At 70.6% G+C, this 21,612-nt stretch carries 16 protein-coding genes; 8 read left to right on the top strand and 8 right to left on the bottom strand.

What is annotated here, in order from left to right:
* Window positions 1–55: 55 nt before the first annotated feature.
* The 3 genes from ACXKZF_RS01835 to ACXKZF_RS01825 all read right to left on the bottom strand — a co-directional run bounded on the left by ACXKZF_RS01835 (window position 56) and on the right by ACXKZF_RS01825 (window position 3,964).
* On the bottom strand, window positions 56–1,639 hold the full coding sequence (locus tag ACXKZF_RS01835) for an AMP-binding protein (protein ID WP_488985223.1): 1,584 nt from the start codon (window positions 1,637–1,639) through the stop codon (window positions 56–58).
* Window positions 1,640–1,772: 133 nt separating this feature from the next.
* Entirely contained in the window at window positions 1,773–2,966 is a 1,194-nt protein-coding gene (gene chrA, locus ACXKZF_RS01830; RefSeq protein WP_488985222.1) for a chromate efflux transporter, read from the bottom strand.
* A 41-nt stretch (window positions 2,967–3,007) separates the two neighbouring features.
* Window positions 3,008–3,964 carry a Gfo/Idh/MocA family protein gene (locus ACXKZF_RS01825; protein ID WP_488985221.1) on the bottom strand — a complete coding sequence of 319 codons (957 nt, stop codon included), beginning with the start codon at window positions 3,962–3,964 and terminating at the stop codon, window positions 3,008–3,010.
* A gap of 103 nt (window positions 3,965–4,067) precedes the next feature.
* Between ACXKZF_RS01825 and ACXKZF_RS01820 the strand changes: the two genes are divergently transcribed.
* From ACXKZF_RS01820 to ACXKZF_RS01790, 7 genes are all read left to right on the top strand, one after another.
* Window positions 4,068–5,225, top strand: a complete 1,158-nt coding sequence (locus tag ACXKZF_RS01820; protein WP_488985220.1) for a polysaccharide deacetylase family protein — start codon at window positions 4,068–4,070, stop codon at window positions 5,223–5,225.
* Between the two features lie 151 nt (window positions 5,226–5,376).
* Entirely contained in the window at window positions 5,377–6,504 is a 1,128-nt protein-coding gene (locus tag ACXKZF_RS01815) for a glycosyltransferase (protein ID WP_488985219.1), read from the top strand.
* A gap of 163 nt (window positions 6,505–6,667) precedes the next feature.
* Window positions 6,668–6,925, top strand: coding sequence for a glutaredoxin family protein (locus tag ACXKZF_RS01810; protein ID WP_055959528.1), 258 nt, complete (start codon window positions 6,668–6,670; stop codon window positions 6,923–6,925).
* 10 nt (window positions 6,926–6,935) lie between these two features.
* Window positions 6,936–7,874, top strand: a complete 939-nt coding sequence (locus ACXKZF_RS01805) for an amidohydrolase family protein (protein ID WP_488985218.1) — start codon at window positions 6,936–6,938, stop codon at window positions 7,872–7,874.
* 31 nt (window positions 7,875–7,905) lie between these two features.
* Complete coding sequence (locus tag ACXKZF_RS01800) at window positions 7,906–9,150, top strand: kynureninase (RefSeq protein ID WP_055960241.1); 1,245 nt, start codon at window positions 7,906–7,908, stop codon at window positions 9,148–9,150.
* A gap of 79 nt (window positions 9,151–9,229) precedes the next feature.
* Window positions 9,230–10,978 carry a cation:proton antiporter gene (locus ACXKZF_RS01795; RefSeq protein WP_488985217.1) on the top strand — a complete coding sequence of 583 codons (1,749 nt, stop codon included), beginning with the start codon at window positions 9,230–9,232 and terminating at the stop codon, window positions 10,976–10,978.
* A gap of 396 nt (window positions 10,979–11,374) precedes the next feature.
* The gene (locus tag ACXKZF_RS01790) at window positions 11,375–11,851 is read left to right on the top strand and encodes a dehydrogenase (protein WP_243223419.1); all 477 of its coding nucleotides are present in this window, start codon (window positions 11,375–11,377) and stop codon (window positions 11,849–11,851) included.
* 26 nt (window positions 11,852–11,877) lie between these two features.
* Here the strand turns inward: ACXKZF_RS01790 and ACXKZF_RS01785 are convergent, their stop codons facing one another.
* Together ACXKZF_RS01785 and ACXKZF_RS01780 are read right to left on the bottom strand one after the other, a co-directional pair.
* Entirely contained in the window at window positions 11,878–14,265 is a 2,388-nt protein-coding gene (locus tag ACXKZF_RS01785) for an ATP-binding cassette domain-containing protein (protein ID WP_488985216.1), read from the bottom strand.
* Between the two features lie 142 nt (window positions 14,266–14,407).
* A complete protein-coding gene (locus ACXKZF_RS01780) occupies window positions 14,408–15,955 on the bottom strand; it encodes a DEAD/DEAH box helicase (protein ID WP_055959533.1) in 1,548 nt (515 codons plus the stop codon).
* 244 nt (window positions 15,956–16,199) lie between these two features.
* On the opposite strand from ACXKZF_RS01780, the gene ACXKZF_RS01775 reads away from it, so the two are divergent.
* Window positions 16,200–16,328 (top strand): hypothetical protein, encoded by a 129-nt coding sequence (locus tag ACXKZF_RS01775; RefSeq protein WP_268774910.1) that lies wholly within the window; start codon window positions 16,200–16,202, stop codon window positions 16,326–16,328.
* Between the two features lie 9 nt (window positions 16,329–16,337).
* Here the strand turns inward: ACXKZF_RS01775 and ACXKZF_RS01770 are convergent, their stop codons facing one another.
* The 3 genes from ACXKZF_RS01770 to recQ all read right to left on the bottom strand — a co-directional run bounded on the left by ACXKZF_RS01770 (window position 16,338) and on the right by recQ (window position 21,608).
* Window positions 16,338–16,910, bottom strand: coding sequence for a DNA-3-methyladenine glycosylase I (locus tag ACXKZF_RS01770; RefSeq protein WP_488985215.1), 573 nt, complete (start codon window positions 16,908–16,910; stop codon window positions 16,338–16,340).
* 185 nt (window positions 16,911–17,095) lie between these two features.
* Complete coding sequence (locus ACXKZF_RS01765) at window positions 17,096–19,198, bottom strand: acyl-CoA dehydrogenase family protein (protein ID WP_488985214.1); 2,103 nt, start codon at window positions 19,196–19,198, stop codon at window positions 17,096–17,098.
* Window positions 19,199–19,568: 370 nt separating this feature from the next.
* On the bottom strand, window positions 19,569–21,608 hold the full coding sequence (gene recQ / locus ACXKZF_RS01760) for a DNA helicase RecQ (RefSeq protein ID WP_488985213.1): 2,040 nt from the start codon (window positions 21,606–21,608) through the stop codon (window positions 19,569–19,571).
* Between the last annotated feature and the right edge of the window lie 4 nt (window positions 21,609–21,612).

Here is a 21,612-nt window from a genome sequence, read left to right as displayed (position 1 = left end):
CACCGTGACACGAACGAGGGGCGGGGGCGTCGGAGCGCCCCCGCCCCTCGGCATGTCAGACCGTCTCGCGCGCCCGCAGGTCCTTCCGCAGGATCTTCCCCGAGGTGGACTTCGGGATGACGTCGATGAACTCCACGCGACGCACCTTCTTGTGCGGGGCGACGTTCCCGGCCACGAACGCCATCACATCCTCCGCCGACAGGCCCGCGTCCGGGCCCGCCACGACGAACGCCTTGGGGATCTCTTCGCCGTCGTCGCCGCGGATGCCGATGACCGCGGCATCCTGGATCTTCGGGTGCGACAGCAGCAGGGCCTCGAGCTCGGCCGGGGCGATCTGATAGCCGTGGTACTTGATGAGCTCCTTCAGCCGATCGACGATCGTGAAATAGCCGTCGACGTGGTGCACGCCGATGTCGCCGGTGTGCAGGAAGCCGTCGGCGTCGAGGGTCTCGGCCGTCGCGTCGGGGCGGTTGAGGTAGCCGAGCATGACGTTCGGTCCGCGCACCCAGATCTCACCCGCCGCGGTCAGGCCGTCGTCGCCGTGCTCCTCGAGTTCCGCCCCTGTCTCGGGGTCGATGAGCTTGGCGTCGCAGTTCGGGATGAGCACGCCGACCGAGCTCACCGGCATCCCTCCCTCGGCGGGGATGGCGTGCGACACCGGACTCAGCTCGCTCATGCCGTAGCCCTGGAAGAAACGGGCGCCGATGCGCCGGCCCGCGGTCTCGGCCGTCTCACCGTCGAGCGGGGCCGCGCCCGAGAACACGCTGTGCACGCTCGAGAGGTCGAACTGCTCGACGGCGGGGTGTTTGGCGAGGGCGACGGCGATCGGCGGGGCGATGAAGAGGAACGTACAGCGGTGATCCTGGATGACGCGCAGGAACTCCATCAGGTCGAACCGCGGCATCGTGACGAGGGTCGCGCGCTGGCGGAGTGCCAGGTTGAGCAGCACCGTCATGCCGTAGATGTGGAAGAACGGCAGCACGGCGAGCACACGATCGTCGGGGCCGATCTCGATCACCGGACGACACTGGTGCACATTCGCGACGAGGTTACGGTGCGAGAGCATCACACCCTTGGGCACTCCCGTGGTGCCCGACGAGTAGGGCAGCACGGCGACGTGCGTGGCCGGGTCGATGGTGACCTCGGGCGGCGTCCGCTGCTCGCTCAGCAACGCGCGCAGATCGGGGTGGCCCTCGGCGCCGTCGAGCACGATGACCCGGTCATCGGGGATGCCGACCGCTCGCGCGGCCTCCAACGCCGGGGGAAGCAGCGGCGACACGGTCACGAGCCAGGTGGCTTCGGCATCCCGGAGCTGGTTCTCGATCTCGTGCGCGGTGTAGAGGGAGTTGATCGTGGTGATGGCCGCTCCGAGCCTCAGGATGCCGTGGAACACGGTCGCGAACGCGGGCACGTTCGGGCACAGCATCGCGACGACGGTGTCGGTGCCGACACCGCGGGCGGCGAGCGCCCCCGCGAAGGCGTCGACCTGGGCGCGCAGGGCCCGGTAGGTGGTCTCGGCGCCGCTGGCCGGATCCACTAGGGCAACCCGATCGAGATCGCTCGCGTCGAGGGAGCCGAACAGATAGTCGTAGATGCTCTGGTCGGGGATCTCGACGGGCGGGTGGGGGCTGTGGAACACGGTTCTCTCCCTCGAAAACACCGGCGTCGTCGCCGTGCGCTCATCCTGGCACCGCCGGTACCCGGTGTCACGCACCGTGGAGACGAGTCTCAGGATGCCGGGAGGTGCCGCGCGGCTCCACGACCGGGCTCGATCACACCAGACTCAGCACGATCCCGCCCGCGGCGCCCACGAGCACGACCCCCCACGCCGGAACCTTGAACGCGGTCAGCAGCACGAAGCCCACCGCCGCGAGCACGAGTGGTCCAGGTCCGGTGATCGCCGTGGTGAAGACGGGCGCGTACAGCGCCGCAGCCAGGATGCCGACGACGGCGGCGTTCGCGCCGCGCATCGCCGACCGCACGCGCGGACGCGTGCGCACGGCATCCCAGAACGGCAGCACCCCGACGAGGACGAGGAAGCCGGGGAGGAAGATCGCCCCGAGGGCGAGGGCCGCACCCGGGATGCCGCCCGGTCCGACGGTCGAGACGGCGCCGAGGTAGGCCGCGAACGTGAAGAGCGGTCCGGGAACCGCTTGCGCGGCTCCGTAGCCCGCCAGGAACGACCCCGATGAGACCCACCCGGTCTCCACGACACCGGCCTGCAGCAGAGGAAGGGCGACGTGTCCCCCGCCGAACACCAGCGCCCCCGCGCGGTAGAAGGAGTCGACCAGAGAGACGGCACCCGACCCCGTGAGGGTCGCGAGCACCGGCAGGGCCACCAGTCCTCCCACGAACAGCACGAGGCAGGCGACCGCGACACCCCGGCGCACGCCGAACGACGGCAGCGTCGCCGCGGTGGCGACGTCGTTGCCCCGCAGGAGGACGAGCCCGGCCACCACCCCGACCGCGAGGGCGGCGAGCTGGCCCGGAGCCGCGGGGAGCAGAAGGGCGAGGCCGAGGGCCGCGACCGCGATCCCCGCGCGCGGCGCATCGGGGGTCAGTGTCTGCGCCATGCCCCACACGGCGTGCGCGACGATCGCGACGGCGACGACCTCGAGTCCGTTCAGGACCCCCTCGCCCACCGGGCCGCCGATCGCGGCCGCACCGCTCGCGAACGCCACGAGCACGACCGCGGACGGCAGGGTGAAGGCGGCGAAGGCGGCGAGCGCGCCGAGCACCCCCGCCCGCTGGAGCCCCATCGCGAAGCCCACCTGGCTCGACGCCGGTCCCGGCAGGAACTGGCACAGAGCGACGAGGTCGGCGTACGCGCGGTCGTCCATCCACTTCCGCCGCACGACGAGGTCGGCGCGGAAGTACCCCAGGTGCGCGACGGGCCCGCCGAACGAGGTCAGCCCGAGCCGAAGGAACGCGAGGAACACCTCGCTCACGCGGGCCGCTGTGTGCATCCAGGCATCCTCCCTCCGCGGGGGAAACACCGGGTGAACCCTCAGACGACGGGGCGGTCCAGCAGGGCGTCGACGAGCCGCAGCGTCGTCGCCGTGCAGTCCTGATCGTCCGTGATGTCGGCCCCTTCGACGGCGTCGACGAACCGCCGCACCTCCCCGACCATCGGGTTGTCGTCGGCGGGCACTGTGATCACGCTCGGAACGCCGCCGCGCGGGGTGAGGACGAGCCGTCGCGGCGCGTCGATCGCGTCGATGAGCAGCGACGCGTCCTCGCCCTGGATCTCGCTCGGCAGGCTCGTGTCGGTGATCTTCGACCACGCGATGTCGGCGACGAAGCCCTCGTAGACGGCCAGGGCGCTGCCGAGCCCGTCCGTTCCCGAGCCGATCCCCACTCGCACGCCGTGCACGGCGTGGGGCTCTCCGAAGAGTCGCACGAGGGCGTGCAGCGGATACACGCCGAGGTCGCGCAGCGCGCTCCCGCCGAGCCGGGGGTCGAAGATGTTCGTCTGTCGACCGGCGAGCACCTCGTCGTAGCGCGCCGACCGCTTCTCGTACCGCAGCGAGACGCGCCGGACGGTTCCGAGTGCGGGGAGAGCCGCGCGGACGGCGGACAGACCCGGGTCGTAGGCCGTGCGCATGGCCTCGAGCAGCACGACACCGCGACGGCGGGCGTGCGCGACAGCGGCTTCCCACTCCCCCGTCGTCAACACCGCCGGCTTCTCGACCAGCACCGGGATGCCGGCATCCACCGCCGACGTGATCTGCGCGGCGTGCACCGCGTTCGGGCTGGCGAGGTAGACGGCGTCGACGTCGGGAGCGGCGAGCAGATCGTCGAGCCCGACGGCGACCCCGGGGGCTCCCACGCGATCGGCGAACGAGCGGGCGCGCTCCGCGTCGCGCGAGGCGACGCGCGACACCCCGATGCCCTCGACGATGGCGACCGCTTCCGCGAAGCGCTCGGAGATGGAGCTGGTGCCGACGATGCCGATGCGGATCATCCCCTCATCCTGCCCTGTCGTCTCGGCTCGGCGTGGCGCGTCCCCGGAGTGCGTTAACGGTCCCGATAGGATCTCCGCGACCCACCCGCCGATCCGAGGCATCATGACCGTCACCCGAGCCGAGCACCGTCGCCGCACCTCACGACGCGTGCGCCTGCGCCGTACCCTCGTCGCCACCGCCGCCGTCGCCCTGATCGCCGGCGGCGTCACCGTGTTCGCCCTGACGCGCGGGCCGTCCACCGCCCCCGTCGCCGAGACGGTGCCGTCGGGCGAGCCGTCGCCGAGCCCGACGCCGACGCCCACACCCACGCCGCTGACCGCCGCTCAGGAACTGCTGGCGACCACGACCGATCCGAAGGCGTGCGCCGTGTCGTTCACGGGCGACGGCATCGCCTTCGACCCGCAGCTGCAGGCGGAGGACGTCCGCTACGACAAGCTCCCCCTCCCCCGTGCCGACGGGCGCGTGTTCGCCGGGTGGTACCCCACGGTCGCGGACGCGACCTCGCTGAACACCGCCGAGCGCGTCAACGGCGCCGACCTCGTCACGTGCACGGACCGCGAGCGCACGCTCTACGCCGCCTGGACGACGCCCGAGGCGAACAGCGCCGAAGGCACCGAACTCCCGATCCTGATGTACCACCAGTTCACGCGGAACCCCGAGGGCGAGGACAACTGGCTCCGGGGCAACTACGCCTACATCGGCGACTTCGACGCGCAGATGGCCCACATCCAGGACGAGAGGTTCTACCTGCCCACCTGGGACGAGGTCAGCGCGTTCATCGACGGCGCGCTCTACCTGCCGAAGCGCTCCGTCGTCATCACCGACGACGACGCCGACAGCACCTGGCTCGAGATGGCCGCGCCGATCGTCGACGGGCGGAACCTGCTGACCACCTCGTTCGTCATCACCTCCGCGCGCACCGAACCCACCCCGAACCGCTTCGTGGTGCAGCGCTCCCACACGCATGACATGCATCGAGCCGGCGCCAACGGCAAGGGCCGCATGGTCAACGACGACGCGGACACGATCGCCGCCGACCTCGAGACGTCGGCCCAGATCCTCGGCGCCAAGGAGGTCGTGGCGTACCCCTTCGGCCACTTCAATGACACGACCAAGGAGGGCGTGCGGCGCGCGGGTTTCGAACTCGGTCGCGGCATCGAACCCGGGTACGTGCGCATCGGGACCGATAAGCTCGCATTGCCCGTCGTCCGCATCGACTACGGCATGACCGTCGAAGACCTCGAGGCCAAGATCGGTTGATTCCGCCCCATCGGCACCCGCGCCGCCGTTGCGCGCCGACGCCGGGCGAGCATCCGCTAGCTCACAGGTACGTCCGCCACAATCCTGTGGAGGCACATGTCGTGCGCATTACGCTGTGCTCCCCCTGACGTTTCACGAATCGCGAGTACCCATGGATCTTTCCGTCATCGTTCCGACCTTCAACGAGGGTCCGAACGTCGCCGAACTCGTGCGCCGCACGACGGATGCCCTGGCGGATCGCGCGGTCGAGGTGATCTTCGTCGACGACTCCACCGACGACACCCCCGACATCATCCGGGCGGTCGCGGCGGACGCGCGCATTCCGGTGCGCTTGATCCACCGCGACGATCCGGTGGGCGGACTCGGTGGCGCCGTGGTCGAGGGCATCAAGGCGGCGGCGTCCGATCGATGTGTCGTCATGGACGGCGACCTGCAGCACCCGCCCGAGGTGATCGCCGACCTGCTCGCGCGCGCCGAGCTGGGCGACGTAGATGTGGTGGTGGCATCCCGCTACGTCGCCGGCGGCACCTCCGACGGCCTCGCCAACGCGGTGCGCACCACGGTGTCCCGCGCATCGACCCTTCTCACCAAGTCGATGTTCCCCAAGAAGCTGCACAACTGCTCCGACCCGATGACGGGGTTCTTCCTCGTCGACCGCAGCGCCCTCGAGGTCGAGACGCTGCAGCCGCGGGGCTTCAAGATCCTGCTCGAGATCCTCGCGCGCAAGCAGATGCGCATCGCCGAGGTGCCGTTCTCGTTCGCGCCCCGCTTCGCGGGCGAGTCGAAGGCCTCGTTCAGCCAGGGCATGCGGTTCCTGCTGCAGCTGACGATGCTGCGCTTCGGGCGCATGTCGGCCTTCGCGCTGGTGGGCGGCCTCGGTGCCGTCGCCAACCTGGCCATCATGTGGGCGCTGCAGATGGTCGGCGTGCAGTACATCATCGCCGCGGTGATCGCGAGCGTGGTCACCATCGTCGCCAACTTCCTCGCACTCGAGTACCTGGTCTTCGCCGACATGCGCGCGGAGTCCGGGCTCATGCGACACCGCTTCGTCAAATCGTTCACCTTCAACGGCGTCGAGGCGATCGTGCGCATCCCGGTCATCTGGGTGCTCGTGAGTCAGGCCCACTTCCAGAGCGTGGTCGCCGCAGGGCTCACCCTCATCGCCGCCTTCGTCGTGCGTTTCGTCTTCCACGCCTTGGTCGTGTACGCGCCCAAGAAGAGCCGCATCGGCAAGGTCGCGCGGGCCATCGAACCCCTCGAAGACGAAGTCACCGCCTGACGCGTCCGTGCGGCAGGGATCGGGCCTGACCCTCTCTCGACCCACGTCGCCTGCCGTGCCGGCGAGCGCTCCCGTCCGTGTGACCGGTGGCACATCGCGCCTGCTCCCACGGACCGATCGCCCGGCCGCGACCGGTGTCGGTGCACCGGCGTACGCTGGAGTCATGTCCTCCGACGCATCCATCCGTATGTTCGGCGCCGACTGGTGCCGCGATTGCATCCGCACGAAGAAGCAGCTCGACGAGCTGGGTATCGACTACGAGTACGTCGACCTCGTCGCCGACCCCGCCGCGGCCGACGTCGCGAAAGAGATCTCGGGTCGCACCAGCATCCCCGTTGTCGTCTACCCCGACTCCAGCCACCACGTCGAGCCCTCGAACGCCGACGTCGAGGCCAAGCTCCGCGAGTTGTCGCTGATCTGATCGGGTCGGCATGACCGTCTCCGCCGCCTGGCCCGTCCGGCGCGCACTCACCTCCGAGCACGGCACGGCCCTGCCGGCGTTCGTCGATCATCACGTTCACCTGCACCTGATCGACGCCTCCACGTTGGCCGCTCGCGGCATCTCTGCGGTCGTCGACCTGGGTGGCGACCCCGTGGCCCTCGCCCGACGTGCGCGCGGACTCCCCCGCGTCTCGTACGCGGGGGCATTCCTGACCGCACCCGGCGGGTACCCGCAAGGGCGGTCGTGGGCTCCGGATGCCACGGTGCGCCTCGTCACGGATCCGTCCCGGCATCCGGGTGTCACGGACGGGGCGCGAACCGCCGTCGACGCGCAGGCGGATGCCGGGGCGTCGGTCATCAAGGTGGCCCTGCACGCCGACGCCGGGCCCGTGGTGTCCGACGACGTGCTCTCAGCGGTCGTGGCGGCCGCCGCAGACCGGGGTGTGCCGGTCGTCGCGCACGCCCAGGGCGCGGGGCAGGTCGAGCGCGCAATAGAAGCGGGTGTGGCCGCGCTTGCCCACACGCCCTTCGACGCACCCCTCTCCCGCCGTACCCTCTCGCGCGCGATCGACGCGGGCCAGGTATGGATCTCGACGCTCGACATCCACCGGGGAGCCGCCCGCGAGCAGGCGATCACGAACCTCCGCGCCTTCGCCGCCCGCGGCGGCAGGGTCCTTTACGGAACCGACCTCGGCAACGGCTCCCTGCCGGTCGGGCTGAACCGCCGCGAGCTTCTGGCCCTGCACCATGCCGACGTGCGGGGCGACGCGCTCGTAGCCGCGCTGACCGATGCGTGGCCGCACGTCGAGCCGACGACCGCGGTCTGCACCTTCGTGCCGGGTCCGGCGCCCACCGATCCCGACGACCTGCCCACCTGGCTCAGCCGCGGCACGGTCGTCGCCACCGAGGAGCTGACGCGTGTCGACTGACCCCACCCCCGATTTCGGATCCGTCGATGCGCTGCAGGTGCCGCGTGCCTCTCTCGCGGCCGAAGCGTCGGCCCTCGACGCCGACGACCCACTGGCGCACCACCGCGCCGCTTTCGTCGGTGCCGAGACACCGCTGGTCTACTTCGACGGCAACTCGCTCGGGCGCCCGCCGCGAGCGACGGCCGATCGCCTCGCACGCTTCGTCACCGACGAATGGGGCGGCCGCCTCATCCGCGGGTGGGACGAACAGTGGATGCAGCTCCCCTTCGCGATCGGCGACCGGATCGCGGCGCTCGCGCTCGGCGCGGCATCCGGTCAGACCGTCATCGGCGACTCGACCACCGTGCTGCTGTACAAGCTGCTGCGGGCGGCCCTCGACGCGCAGATGAACCTCGACCCGCAGAGGGTGGAGATCGTCGTGGGCCGCGACGACTTCCCCACCGACCGCTACCTCGTCGAAGGCATCGCGGCCGAGCGCGGCGCCCGCGTCGTGTGGATCGACGTCGACACCTCCCGAGGAGTGGATGCCGCGCTGCTCCGCGCCGCGGTCGGCGAGCGCACCGCGGTGGTACTGCTCAGCCACGTGTCGTACCGCTCGGGATACCTTGCCGACGGTGCCGGTCTCACGCGGATCGCGCACGATGCCGGGGCGCTCGTGCTGTGGGACCTCTGCCACTCGGCCGGATCCGTGCCGATCGAGCTCGATGCGTGGGGCGCCGACCTTGCCGTCGGCTGCACCTACAAATACCTCAACGGCGGTCCGGGCTCGCCCGCTTTCGCCTATGTCGCCGCGCGCCACCAGCGCACCCTGACGCAGCCCGTGCAGGGCTGGATGGGGGCAGCCGACGTGTTCTCGATGGGGCCGGTCTACCGGCCTGCCGACGGGATGCGCCGCTTCCTCTCCGGGACCCCGCCGGTGCTGGCGATGATCGCGATGCAGGACACCCTCGACCTCCTGGAGGAGGCCGGGATCGACGCGGTTCGGGCCAAGTCCGTCGCGCTGACCGAGTTCGCGGTGCGGGTCGCCGATGGCATCCTGAGCCCGCTCGGCGTGCGCCTCGCCTCGCCGCGCGACGCCGCCGAACGAGGCGGCCACGTGACGCTCTCGCACCCATCGATGCGGGCCGTGACCGCACGCCTGTGGCAGGGCGACGTCATCCCCGACTATCGCGATCCGCACGGCCTCCGCATCGGCCTGTCGCCGCTGTCGACGAGCTTCGCCGAGACCCTCACGGGCCTCCGCGCCGTCGCCGACGCGGTGCGCGCCGAGGGCTGAAGCGGCCCGCGCGTCGACGAGGCGCCGATCGCCCACGGCCCGGAACGGACTGGCCGCCATGCCGGACTAGCCTCGGAGCATGATCGATCCCCTCCTCGTCGTCCTCGCCGGCGTCGTGGTGGTCGCCCTCGCCACGGTCATCGGGCCGCGCTTCAACGTCGCGGGGCCCCTCGTGCTGCTCGCTGTGGGCGCGGGGGTGAGCCTGCTCCCGTTCGTGCCGCCGTTCGCGGTCGACCCCGAGATCATCCTGGTCGGCGTGCTGCCGCCCCTGCTGTACTCCGCTGCCGTGCAACTGCCGGCCATCGAGTTCCGTCGCGATTTCGCGCCGATCGCGGGTCTCTCGGTCGTGCTGGTCGTCATCAGCTCCGTGCTGCTGGGCCTGTTCTTCTGGGCCGTGATCCCCGGTCTCGGCCTCGCTCTCGCAATCGCCCTCGGGGCGATCCTGAGCCCCACGGATGCCGTGGCCACCTCCATCGCCAAACGCCTGGGCATCTCGCCGCGCGTGGTGACGATGCTGGAGGGCGAGAGCCTGCTCAACGACGCCACCGCGCTGGTGCTGCTTCGCACGGCGGTCGCCGCCGTGGCATCCGGATTCGCGTTCGGTGACGCGGTGGCCGACTTCGCGTGGGCGGTCGCCGTCGCGCTCGTCCTCGGTGCCGTCATCGGCTGGGTGAACCTGCGCGTCCGCGAGCGACTGGCGAACCCCGCAGCCAATACCGCGCTCAGCTTCACGATCCCCTTCATCGCCTACCTGCCCACCGAGCACCTCGGCGGATCCGGTCTCGTCGCCGCCGTGGTCGCGGGGATCGTCACCGGCCAGGGGGCCGCTCGGCGCTTCACCCCCGAACAACGCATCAGTGACCGGCTCAACTGGCGGACGGTCGAACTCGTGCTCGAGGGCGGCGTGTTCCTCGTCTTCGGTCTCGAATTGAAAGACATCGTGGGTGCGAACCTCCGCGAGCACGAGGGGCTGTGGCACGGCACGTGGCTGGCGCTGAGCGCCCTCGGGATCGTGCTCATCGTGCGCGGTCTGTGGGTGGCCGGGCTGATCTGGGTGCAGGGGCGTCGCAGCCACCGCCACGCGCGGGAGCAGGGCCGCATCGAGGGCGCGCAGGACCGCCTCGACAGATTCGAAGCGGCCTATCGCGAGACGCCGGAGCAGTTCACTGCTCGCGGCGCGGATCCCGTACGCACCGAGCGGCGGATCGGGTGGATGCGCACCCGCATCGCCCGCACGATGGCCGACCTCGACTACTACCGCGACACCCCGCTCGGCGCGCGCCACGGCACCGTCATCGTGTGGGCGGGCATGCGCGGGGTCGTCACGCTCGCTGCCGCGCAGACTCTGCCGGCGGACACCCCGCAGCGTCCGCTGCTCATTTTCGTCGCCTTCCTGGTGGCCCTGTTCAGCCTCGTGCTGCAGGGGCTCACGCTGCCGGCCGTCGTGCGGTCGGTCGGTCTCGCCGGTGCCGGCGGCGAAGGACCGACGCGGGAGGAGCAGCGCGCCCTCGACGCAGAGCTGCGCGAAGCCGCCAGCGACGCTCTCGGTGGGGGAACGCTCCGGCGACGCGACGGCGCGGCGTTCCCCCCAGAGCTCCTGGAGCGCGCCGGTGCTCGGATCGTGCAGCCGCCCGACGAGGATGCCTCGACCCGCGTGCGCGACTTCCTCGAGCTGCGACTCGCCTCGATCGAGGAGATGCGCCGTCGCCTGCACGACGCGGGACGCGACGGTCGCTACAGCACTGCCGCCCTGCGTCACGCCCTCGCCGAGCTCGACGCCGACCAGCTGAGCCTCGAACTGCGCATCGACGACGGCGAGGACGAGTAAGGCGGGCGCACGCCCGGCGCTGATCGCGGAGCCGCCAGCGGGTGGAGCGTCGCGCGGCGGGGCGGAGCGGGGCGGGGCGGGGCGGGCGTTGGCGCGGGCGTGCCGGGGCGCGGAATGTGCACCGGTACCGCGCTCGACCATCGCGGCAGCGGCCGCGGGCGTGCCGGGGCGCGGAATGTGCACCGGGGCGTCCGGCGCCCGCCCCGGTGCACATAGAGCGCCCCGGCACCGCGCTCGACCATCACGGCAGCGGTCGCAGGCGCGGCCGCGAGCCTGACGGGGCGCGGAATGCGCACCGGGGCGGGGCCCGTCGACGGAGGGGGCGAGGAAGTGACCGGCGGCGAACGCAGAGGTCCGTTCACGGAGGCGTGAGGCACAATGGAGGCGGAGGTCTCCATGAGCGATTCGATCCCGACGATGCCGTCATCCGTGGATGCCGCCGGGACCGGCACCGTGCCCCACGCGCACGCCGCGGCAGAGTGCCCGAAGTGCTTCACCGAGCTGCAGAGCGACCGCGACTGGTGGCGGGCGCGTCCGGCCGGTTCGCGGCTCGTCGGCCTCGTCGTCTCACGGCCGGACATGCCGACCGTGGTGCAGCAGCGCGACGACCTCACCCGGTTCGGGGTACCGATCGAGGGCTTCCGTCACCCCGCACCCGAGACGATGGAGGGCTGGGCGAACCGCCTCGATCGCTTCTTCGGAACCCTCACCGGCGGTGACGTGCTCGTGGTCGCGAGCGTGCACGCGCTCGGTGCGACGCGCGAGGACGAGACCCGCGCGATCGCCGACCTGCGTCGGCGCGGAGTGATGGTGAAAGTGCTGCCGCACGGCGACCGGCACCTCCACGACGCGACGTTCAGCACACACGGCTGACGTTCGAACGTCGGCGAGGCGGACGGTCAGGCGCCGACGTACCGGGCGAGGTGCTCGGCGGTGAGGGTGGAGCGCGCGGCCACGAGGTCGGCGGGCGTGCCCTCGAACACGACGACGCCGCCGTCGCGTCCGGCTCCGGGCCCGAGGTCGATGATCCAGTCGGCGTGCGCCATCACGGCCTGGTGGTGCTCGATGACGACGACGGTGTTGCCGGCATCCACCAGCTGGTCGAGCAGACGCAGCAGCGTGTCGACATCGGCGAGATGCAGACCCGTCGTCGGTTCATCGAGCACGTAGACCGCGCCCGACTTGGCCATGGATATCGCGAGCTTGAGGCGCTGACGCTCCCCGCCCGAGAGGGTATTGAGGGATTGCCCGAGCGTCAGGTAGCCGAGTCCGACGTCGCGCAACCGGCCGAGCACCGCCACTGCCGGTCCCTTGACGAGGAACTCCCCCGCCTCGGTGACCGACATGGCCAGCACCTCGGCGATGTTCTTACCGTCGAGGGTGTACTCGAGCACGTCGTCGGAGAAGCCGGTGCCCTCGCAGAGCTCGCACACCGTCTCGACGGTGGACTGGAAACCCAGCTGGGTGACGATGACCCCGAGGCCCTTGCACGCGGGGCAGGCGCCCTCGCTGTTCGCGCTGAAGAGCGCGGGCTTGACTCCGTTGGCCTTGCCGAACGCGGTGCGCACCGCGTCGAGGATGCCGGTGTACGTGGCGGGACTGCTGCGCCGAGACCCCTTGATGGCGGTCTGGTCGACGACCACCACGTCGTCGAACGCGGGCAGGTTGCCGTGGATGAGCGACGACTTGCCGGAACCGGCGACCCCCGTCACCACGGTCAGCACACCGCGCGGAACGTCGACGTCGACGTCGCGGAGGTTGTGCTGCGACGCGCCCCGGATCGGCATGGCCCCCGCCGCGCTGCGGACGGCGGTCTTCAGCTCGGCCCGGTGATCGAGGAAGCGGCCGGTCAGGGTGTCGGAGCTGCGGAGCCCGGGGACGTCGCCCTCGTACTGCACGGTGCCGCCGTCGCGCCCGGCACGTGGGCCGAGGTCGACCACGTGGTCGGCGATCTCGATCACCTCGGGTTTGTGCTCGACGACGAGAACCGTGTTGCCCTTGTCGCGCAGCTGCAGGAGCGTTTCGTTCATGCGCTGGATGTCGTGGGGATGCAGACCCGCGGTGGGCTCGTCGAACACGTAGGTGATGTCGCTGAGGCTCGAGCCGAGGTGGCGGATCATCTTCGTGCGCTGCGCCTCACCGCCGGACAGCGTGCCGCTGGCTCGGTCGAGGGAGAGGTAGCCGAGTCCGATATGCACGAAGGCGTCGAGGGTGTCGCGCAAGCCCTGGATGAGCGGCGCGACCGTGGGGTCGTCGACGGTGCGTACCCAGGCGGCGAGGTCGGTGATCTGCATGGCCGCGGCATCCGCGATGTTGACATCGCCGATGCGCGACGACCGCGCTCCCTCGTTGAGTCGGGTGCCCTCGCAGGCCGGGCAGGAGATGAATGTGACCGCCCGGTCGACGAAAGCGCGCACGTGCGGCTGCAACGCGTCGCGGTCTTTCTGCAGCATGCTCTTGGTGACCTTGGGCACGAGGCCCTCATAGGTCATGTTGGTGTTCGCGATGCGCACCTTCGTCTGTTCTTTGTAGAAGAAGTCTTGGCGCTCCTGCTCGGTGAAGTCCTGCACCGGCTTGTCGGGGTCGAGGAAACCGGACTCGCCGTAGATGCGCACCATCCATCCGTCGGCGGTGTAGCCCGGCACCAGGATCGCCCCGGCGTTCACCGAGAGCGACTTGTCGACGAGCCGGTCGAGGTCGATGTCGCTCACCTGGCCGAGACCCTCGCACTCGGGACACATGCCGCCGGTGATCTCGAAGGAACGGCGCTGCTTCTGCCCCTTCTTCGCACCCGTCGCCAGGGTCACCGCGCCCGCACCCGAGATCGAGGGGACGTTGAACGAGAACGCCTGCGACGAGCCCACGTGCGGCTGACCGAGACGGCTGAACAGCACGCGGAGCATCGCGTGCACGTCGGTGGCCGTGCCGACGGTGGAACGGGCGTTCGCGCCCATGCGCTCCTGGTCGACGCGGATGGTGGCGCTGAGGTTCTCGAGCGCGTCGACGTCGGGACGTGAGAGCTCGCCCATGAACTGCTGCACGAACGTGGGATAGGTCTCGTTGATGAGCCGCTGCGACTCGGCGGCGATCGTGCCGAACACCAGGGACGACTTGCCCGAGCCGCTCACGCCGGTGAAGACCGTCAGTCGACGCTTGGGCACATCGAGGTCGACGTTCTTCAGGTTGTTCTCGCGAGCACCGCGCACGCGGATGACGTCATGGGCATCGGGATCGGTCACGGGTGCCTCCTCGGGATCGTCACCCAGTGTGGCGGACACCACCGACATCCGCGACGCGCGCGGGTATCGGTGGGCCGTTGCCGTCACGCCGACGTGCACGGCCGCGGACCCCGCTGCGCCTACGCGAGGGGACCGGCCGAACGCGACGATGCCCCCGCAGACGAATCCGCGGGGGCATCGGAGAAGGGGATCAGCCCTGAGCGCGACGGTTCGTGCGGGGGCTGCGTGAACCCACGACCATGCCGGTCGTCGGAGCGCCGGATGCCGAGCGACCCGCGCCCTGCGGCCGACCCGCACCCGCGCCGGCACGCTGCGTGCCGCCCGCGCCCTGGCCGCGACCGGCGCCGGAGCGCTGGCCCTGACCACGGCCGCCCTGCGGCGCGTGACCGGCTGCGGCGGGAGCCTCGGCCGACTGGCCGCTACCACCGCGTCCGCGACGACGGCGTCCGCCGCCGGCCGACGCGGCATCCTGTCCCTGTGCACGCTCGGCGCGCTTGCGCTGGGCGTTGGCGCCCTGCGAGCGTCCGCCGCCCTGGGGCTGCTCGACGATCGGCTCGGGCTTGACGTAGGGCGCGACCTCGCCGACGAGAGCCACGACCTCGGGCGAGGTGGGGGTCACCGGCTGCGGCGCGGCCGAGATCTTGGCTTTACGCAGGATGTCGAGGGTGTCGCGACGCTGCTCGGGCAGCATGATCGTCACGACGTCACCGGCCGTGCCCGCGCGGGCGGTGCGGCCCGAACGGTGCAGGTACGCCTTGTGCTCGACGGGCGGGTCGACGTGCACGACGAGCTCGACGCCGTCGACGTGCACACCGCGCGCGGCGACGTCGGTGGCGACGAGCACCTTCGCCCGGCCGTCGCCGAAGGCGGCGAGGTTGCGGTCGCGCTGCGGCTGCGACAGGTTGCCGTGCAGATCGACCGAGGGGATGCCGGCGGCGGTCAGCGCCTTCGCCAGCTTCTTGGCCTGGTGCTTGGTGCGCATGAAGAGGATGCGCCGCGCGGTGCCCGACGCGAGCGTCTGCACGAGCTCCTTCTTCGCGTCGGCGTCGGCGGGGGCGAAGACGTGGTGGGTCATCGCGGCGACGTGCGAGTGAGCCTCGTCGACGGAGTGCAGGACCTCGTTGCGCAGGAACCGCTTGACGAGCTTGTCCACACCGTTGTCGAGCGTGGCCGAGAACAGCAGACGCTGACCGTCGGCGGGCGTACGGGCGAGCAGGCGCGTAACGCCGGGGAGGAAGCCGAGGTCGGCCATGTGGTCGGCCTCGTCGAGCACGGTGATCTCGATATCGCCGAGGTTGGCGAACCCCTGGCTGATGAGGTCTTCGAGGCGGCCCGGGCAGGCGACGAGGATGTCGACGCCGGTGGCGAGCGCGTCGACCTGGCGCTTCTGGTTGATGCCGCCGTAGACGGTGGTCGTGGTGAGCTGGAAGGCCGCGGCGAGGGGCTTGATGACCTCGTCGATCTGGTTCGCCAGCTCACGGGTGGGGGCGAGCACGAGCGCGCGGGGCTTGCGCCCGCGACGGCGGTCGGTCTTCGCGGCGAGCCGCGCGACCAGCGGGATCGCGAAGGCGAGGGTCTTGCCCGAGCCGGTCTTTCCGCGGCCGAGCACGTCGCGTCCGGCGAGGGTGTCGGGCAGGGTGTCGGTCTGGATCGGGAAGGGCTCGTTCTTGCCCTGTGCGGCGAGAACGTCGACGAGGGGGGTGGGAACGCCGAGGTCGGCGAAAGTCTGAGACGTCATGAATACTCCTGCCGCGGCGCACGCGCGCACGGCGGTTCGGGATGCCGCGATGCTGCGGCTGCAATGGGCGAAGGCGCCAAATGGCGCATCCGTTCGCCGTGAAGGTCAAAGGCCCCAAAAGAGGGGGCCGGTGCGTTCGACGACGCTGGGAGCGAGAGCTCCGCACACCAGTGTACCGGGTGAGCGGCGTATCTCCGTCGCACGAAGGATCCGCCGCCATCTCGCCCCTCGTAGCCTCGAGATCATGGATATCGCATCGATGATCATGGGCGCATCCATCGCCTCCATCGCCTGGATCGCGTTCTACCCATTCGCGCAGATGCGCCGCCTGAAAGAACTCGAAGCCCGGCATCAGGCGAGCGCTGAAGACTGAGCTACGCGCTCAGCCCACTGCGCGCCAACACCCCGCGACGTGATCGTCGACCATGCCCGAGGACTGCATGAGGGCGTACATCGTGGTCGGACCGACGAAACGGAATCCTCGGCGACGCAGCTCTTTGCTCATCGCGGTCGACTCGGGCGTCACCGCCGGCACCTCAGCGAACGTCGTCGGCGGTGCATGCCGGACGGGCGCGAAGGACCACATCAGCTCGTCGAACTCGCCCTCGGCCATGTCGGCCACGATTCCGGCGTTGCCGATCACGGCCTCGATCTTGCCGCGATGGCGGATGATTCCGGCATCCTGGAGCAACCGCTCGATGTCATCGGGACCGAAAGCCGCCACGAGTGACGGCTCGAAGCCGTGGAAGACCTGACGGAAGCGCGGACGCTTGCGCAAGATCGTGATCCAGGCCAAGCCCGCCTGGAAGCCCTCGAGGCTGAGCTTCTCGAAGAGGAGACGGTCACCGCGCAGCGTCGTGCCCCACTCTTCGTCGTGGTAGCGCTGATACTCGGCGTCGGCGCCCGCCCAGGCGCAGCGGATCACTCCGTCGGCCCCGGTCAGCAGATCACTCATGCCCTCAGAGTAAGACGGACGTCCGACACCCCGCGAAGAGCACTTCCCCCCAGGCGATCCCGCGAGACCAGGGCCGATTCATCCCCTGAGGGCCTGTCCTCGAACGATCTCCTGCTCTCGCAGGGCTGCCCGAGAAGACCGCCCCGCGTCGAGAGGACGCAGGGCGGACTTCGTGCGACGGCAGATCAGCGCGCGGGCTTCTTCTCCGGCACGGGAGCGTTCCCGGATGCCGCCAACTCGGCGTAGTAGGCCGCGGCCTCGTTCTGCCGGTCGTCCTCGACGCCGGTCGCGATGGACGCCCGGACGTGCTCGGGGCCGTAGCCGAAGGCATCCACGAGATCCTGGGCGTGCGGGCGCAGCCGCGCGCAGAGACGGTCGATGTAGCTCGAGACGGCGGACCCGCGCTGCATCGAGAGTCGCCCGTTGATGAGGTGCCACGCGAGGTGCTTCTCGATCAGCTGCAGGCCGAAGAGGTCGCGCAACCAGGTCAGCACCCGCAGGGTGTCGGGGTCGTCGATGCGATTGATGGCGTCGGTGAACGCCTCCCACTGGAGCAGCTCGCCGTGAGCCCGGGCAGCTTCGATGAGCTCCGACTGGTTCTCGTTGAACAGTGCCGCGGCGTCGTCACGCGAGAGCCGGGATGCCGGACGCAGGCGCCCCGCGATGTCGGCCACCATCTGCTGCACGCGGCCCGCCAGCAGGTCGTGCTGCTGCTCGGCGCGGAGCCCCTTCTCGACCGAGCGGGCGGTGGACCCGAAATCGCTGACGGCCTGCCCGAGCTGACGCATCCCGGCACCGTGGAAGAGCTTGCCGGCGGTCTGGCCCACGGCGAAGGCGGCGAGCTGCTTGGCATCCTTGCCCTTGAACTGGCGGGCGTAATCGGCGAGCAGGCGCTTGCCCACGAGCTGGAGCAGGACGTTGTTGTCGCCTTCGAAGGTGACGAAGATGTCGAGGTCGGCGCGGAGCCCCACGAGGCGGTTCTCGAACAGGAAGCCCTGCCCGCCGCACGCCTCGCGCGACTCCTGCAGCGTGTCGAGCGCGTGCCAGGTCGACAGGGGCTTGAGGGCGGCGGCGAGGGTCTCGAGGTCTTCACGATCGGCGTCGGTGTCGAGGGTGCCGCTGAAGACGCCGTCGAACTTCTGCAGGAACTCGTCGTGCGCGAAGATCTCGGCGTAGGTCGTGGCCAGGCGCGGCAGCAGGCGACGCTGGTGCTTGCCGTAGTCGAGCAGGGTGACCTCGGGGGTGCCGCTGCCGGAGTCGAACTGACGGCGCTGGTTGCCGTAGGTGATCGCGATGATCAGGCCGATGGCCGAGGCCCACGCGGCCGCGCCGTCGAGTGACACACGACCCTGCACGAGGGTGCCGAGCATCGTGAAGAACCGGCGACCCGGGCTGGGGATGTCGCTGGAGTACGTGCCGTCGGCGGCGACGTCGCCGTAGCGGTTCAGCAGATTGGTGCGCGGGACGCGCACGTGATCGAAGTGCAGACGACCGTTGTCGATGCCGTTGAGCCCGCCTTTGAGGCCGTCGTCTTCTCCGCCGATGCCGGGCAGGAAGTCGCCGTTCTCGTCGCGCAACGGCACGTAGAAGCAGTGCACGCCGTGATTGACACCGTCGGTGATCAGCTGGGCGAACACCGTTGCGGCCTTGCCGTGCAGGGCGGCGTTGCCGAGGTAGTCCTTCCACGCGCCGCGGAAAGGCGTGTGGATGACGAACTCCTCGGCGGCGGGGTCGTACGTGGCGGTCGTGCCGATGGCCGAGACGTCGGAGCCGTGTCCGGTCTCGGTCATGGCGAACGCGCCGGGGATCTCGAGGCTCATGATGCCGGGCAGCCACTTCTCGTGGTGTTCGGCCGTTCCCAGCTGCAGCACCGCCGACCCGAAGAGACCCCACTGGACGCCGGACTTGATCTGCAGGCTGGGGTCGGCCGCGACGAGCTCCTCGAAGCCGGCGATGTTCGCACCGTTGTCGTCCTCGCCGCCGAAGCGCTTCGGGAAGGCACGGTGCACGGCCTTGTTCTGCACGAGCAGGTGCAGTTGGCTCAGGGTGCGTTCGCGGTGGGCGTCCATGCCGAGGCTGTCGTCGCGCCACAGCGCGGGGTCCTTGATCATCTCGCGCGCCGCGCGGCGCGTGTCGGCCCACGTTCCGAGCAGCAGATCGGTGACCCGTTCGGTATCGATGCGGGCCTCCGCGGCCTCGGCGGCGGTGTGCGCCGCGGTGGGCGCACCTCCGACGGGCGTACGCGTGCTCGTGGCGGGCGTGGTGGGACGGACGGCGGCGTCGGTCATTCTCGGCACCTCTCGACGGGGCTCAGGGATGCCAATAACGGTAGGTGTTCGACAACGTCCCGGCAATCATTGTGTGGATGCGCGACAAGCATGCCGGGTGGCGGACCGTGGGGTCGTTGTGGATGGTCAACATTCCCGGGAGCGCGCCGGACGGGCGGGTGATCGCCGGTGCGGAACGGGATGCGACGGGCGGGCGCCGGTTTCGTGCGGCTCGGCCGCGATGGGGGGCCGCGACGGGTACGGCGCGAGGGTCATGACGAGGGGTCGCGCGCAGTGGGAACGTCGGGCACGCCGGCGGGAGCGCGACGCACCCATGCTCGCCCAACCATGTCGCGGCGCGAGTTCCCCCGTCAGTTCGCGGCGAGCACCGTCAGTTCGCGGCGACCACCGTCAGGATGCCGTCGCCGTACGCCTCGCGCTTCTTCGCACCGATGCCGGTGATGCCGTCGAGGTCGCCGACCGACGCGGGCCGGGCGGCGGCGATGGCACGCAGGGTGGCGTCGCCGAAGACGATGTAGGCCGGCACGCCCTGCTCGCGGGACTTCTCGGCGCGCCAGGCGCGAAGGGCCTCGAACAGGTCGCGGTCGGCGGGGGCCACGTCGTCGGCGCTGGATTTGCGCTGACGGCTCCCTCCACCGCTGGAACCCGCGCGCCCGAGCACGTCGCGCCGGAGGGGTACCGGGGCTTCGCCCCGGAGCACCGGCGCCGACGCCTCGCTGAGCGCGAGCGTGCCATAGTCGCCCTGGGCGACGATGATGCCCCGGGCGAGCAGCTGACGGATGACGCTGCGCCAGTCCTGATCGGACAGGTCGGCGCCGAGCCCGTACGTGCTGAGACGGTCGTGGCCCTGCTGCGCGATGCGCTCGGTCTTCGCTCCGCGGAGGATGTCGATGAGGTGTCCGGCACCGAAGGCCTGCCCGCGCTCGCGCTGCAGCCGCACGATCGTCGAAAGGAGCTTCTGGGCGGCGACGAGACCGTCCCACGTGTCGGGCGGGGTGAGGCAGGTGTCGCAGTTGCCGCACGGCTCGGACCGCTGCCCGAAATAATCGAGGAGGTTCTGCCGACGGCATCCGACCGTCTCGCACAGGGCGAGCATGGCGTCGAGGTGCTGACCGAGACGCAGCTTGTAGGAGCGGTCGCCGGGCGACTGATCGATCATGCGGCGCTGCTGCACGACGTCGCCGAGGCCGTACGCCATCCACACCACCGAGGCGTCGCCGTCTCGGCCGGCACGCCCGGTCTCTTGGTAGTACCCCTCGACCGACTTGGGCAGGTCGATGTGGGCGACGAAGCGCACGTCGGGCTTGTCGATGCCCATGCCGAAGGCGATCGTGGCGACCATGATCACCCCGTCGTCGCGGAGGAAGCGCGACTGGTTCGCCGCGCGCACGGATGCGTCGAGGCCCGCGTGGTACGGCAGTGCGTCGAGGCCCTGGGTGCAGAGGTACGCCGCCATCTGCTCGACGCTCTTGCGGCTGAGCGCGTAGACGATGCCCGCCGAGCCCTCGGGCTGGCTCTTGATGAACTGCACGAGCTGACGCCGCGGGTCGACCTTCGCGTCGATGCGGTACTGGATGTTCGGGCGGTCGAAGCTCGCGACGAATCCGCGGGCGTCGCGCAGGCGCAGACGCTCCACGATCTCTTGCGCGGTCGCCGGGGTCGCCGTCGCGGTGAGCGCCATGCGCGGAACACCGGGGAAACGGTCGGCGAGGTCGCCGAGGGCGAGATAGTCGGGGCGGAAGTCGTGACCCCACTGCGATACGCAGTGCGCCTCGTCGATCGCGATGACGCTGAGCCGGCCGCGCGCGAGGAAGGAGAGGGTCTGGGCACCGTTCAGGCGCTCGGGGGCGACGTAGAGCAGGTCGAGTTCGCCCGCGAGGTAGGCCTGTTCGACGGCCTGCCGTTCGGCCGGCGACTGCGTGGAGTTCAGGTAGCCCGCTCGCACGCCGTTGGCGATGAGCGCCTCGACCTGGTCGTGCATGAGCGCGATCAACGGGCTCACGACCAGGCCGGTGCCCGGCCGCACGAGCGCGGGCACCTGATAGGTGACGCTCTTGCCGCCGCCGGTGGGCATGAGCACGACCGCGTCGCCGCCGTCGACGACGTGCTGCACGATGTCGGCCTGATCGCCGCGGAACACGTCGTAGCCGTAGACCTCGTGCAGTACTTCGCGGGGGTCGCGCCCGGTGAAGTCGCGCACCGCCGGGAGTTCGCGCGCGGTGCCGGTCGCCACCACCGCTCGCGCGAACGGCGACGACGGGTCGACCGGAGGCGGCGGGGCGTCGAAGTCTTCGGGCGGGGCGAACTGATCGGGATCCCAGTCGGCTCCGGCGTACGGGTCGTCGAGGACGTCGTACGCCTCGGACGGCGCGTCGGCGTACGGCTCGGGTGCAGCGCCGGGATGAGTCACCCCT

Source organism: Microbacterium sp. ABR10 (assembly GCF_057812175.1).
The sequence above is the reverse complement of the archived record's forward strand: the minus strand, read 5'-3'. Positions and strand labels throughout refer to the sequence as shown.